This window comes from Cellulomonas hominis, assembly GCF_005239125.1.
GTDB classification, from domain to species: domain Bacteria; phylum Actinomycetota; class Actinomycetes; order Actinomycetales; family Cellulomonadaceae; genus Cellulomonas; species Cellulomonas hominis_A.
On sequence record NZ_SZYE01000335.1, the window covers coordinates 1 to 1,424 of the forward strand.

Annotated in this window: 2 protein-coding genes; one reads left to right on the forward strand and one right to left on the reverse strand. The window is 74.6% G+C overall.

The features are described 5' to 3' along the window. Positions 1 to 189: 189 nt before the first annotated feature. Complete coding sequence (locus FA014_RS19430) at positions 190 to 1,005, forward strand: thymidylate synthase (protein ID WP_154731239.1); 816 nt, start codon at positions 190 to 192, stop codon at positions 1,003 to 1,005. Between the two features lie 4 nt (positions 1,006 to 1,009). Here the strand turns inward: FA014_RS19430 and FA014_RS19435 are convergent, their stop codons facing one another. Beyond that, positions 1,010 to 1,330 (reverse strand): AzlD domain-containing protein, encoded by a 321-nt coding sequence (locus FA014_RS19435; RefSeq protein ID WP_154731240.1) that lies wholly within the window; start codon positions 1,328 to 1,330, stop codon positions 1,010 to 1,012. Positions 1,331 to 1,424 lie beyond the last annotated feature (94 nt).

Consider the following 1,424-nt stretch of genomic DNA (forward strand, 5'->3'; position numbering starts at 1 on the left):
GTCGCCGGGTCGGCCACCGGGAACGTGCCGCCGCCGGTCGCGTGCCGCCAGTCGCCGTCGATCAGCAGGCCGGTGGGCGTGTGAGCGGCGACGTACGGCGGCAGCGGCGAGGTCATGGGGCCCAGTGTCGACCCGGACGTCGCCGAGCGGCACCCCGAGATCGGCCGGGCGGAACCCTACGATGGCCCCATGACGACCCCCGCCGGCCCGATCGCCACGCCGTACGAGGACCTGCTCCGCCTGGTGCTGGAGACCGGCACCCCCAAGGCGGACCGCACGGGCACCGGGACCCGCAGCCTGTTCGGCCACCAGATGCGGTTCGACCTGCAGCAGGGGTTCCCGCTCGTCACGACGAAGCGGGTCTTCCTGCGGGGCCTGACCGAGGAGCTGCTCTGGTTCCTGCGCGGCGAGCGCAACGCGCGCACGCTCCAGGACAAGGGCGTGCACATCTGGGACGAGTGGGCCGACGAGTCCGGCGACCTCGGCCCGGTCTACGGGGTGCAGTGGCGGTCCTGGCCGACCCCCGACGGCGGGACGATCGACCAGCTCGCGCAGGTGCTCGACGGCCTGCGCCGCGACCCCGACTCCCGCCGGCACATCGTGTCGGCGTGGAACGTCGCGGACATCCCGTCCATGGCGCTCGCGCCGTGCCACGCGTTCTTCCAGTTCTACGTGGCCGACGGGAAGCTCTCCTGCCAGCTCTACCAGCGGTCGGCCGACCTGTTCCTGGGCGTGCCGTTCAACATCGCGTCCTACGCGCTGCTGACGCACATGGTGGCGCAGCAGGTCGACCTGGAGGTCGGCGACTTCGTGTGGACCGGCGGCGACTGCCACATCTACGACAACCACGTCGAGCAGGTGCGCGAGCAGCTGACCCGGGACCCGTTCCCGGCCCCGACCCTGCGCCTGAACCGTGCCCCGTCCCTGTTCGAGTACACGTACGAGGACGTGCAGGTCGAGGACTACCAGCACCACCCGGCGATCAAGGCCCCCGTCGCGGTCTGACGCGTCAGGGCACGCCCAGCCAGCGCAGCAGCGCCGCGGTCACCGCGGCCAGCAGCACCACCAGCACGAACGGTGCGCGCAGCAGCAGGGCCACCGCCGCGACCACCAGCGCCGCCAGGCGGGCGTCGAGCACGAGCGCGCCGTCGCCGGTCGCGGTCTGCACCGCGACGAGCGCGGCCAGCAGCGCCGCCGTCACGAGGGCGGCCGTCCGGACGACCCGCGGCCGCTCGAGCAGCCCCCGGGGGACCAGGTGCCCGGCGACCTTGGTCGCGAGCACCACGGCCGAGGCGGCCAGCACCGCCCACCACACCGCGAGCCGGCTCACGGGGTCACCACCGGTGCCTCGCCGGCGTCCGCCGGCCCGCGGCGGCCCGCGCCCGCGCCGCCGTCCGCCGCGCCCACGACCACGGCCAGCGCCG

Coding starts and splice junctions, on each gene's coding strand:
- FA014_RS19430 (WP_154731239.1), top strand. CDS start 190: ATGACGACCCCCGCCGGCCCGATCGCCACGCCGTACGAGGACCTGCTC.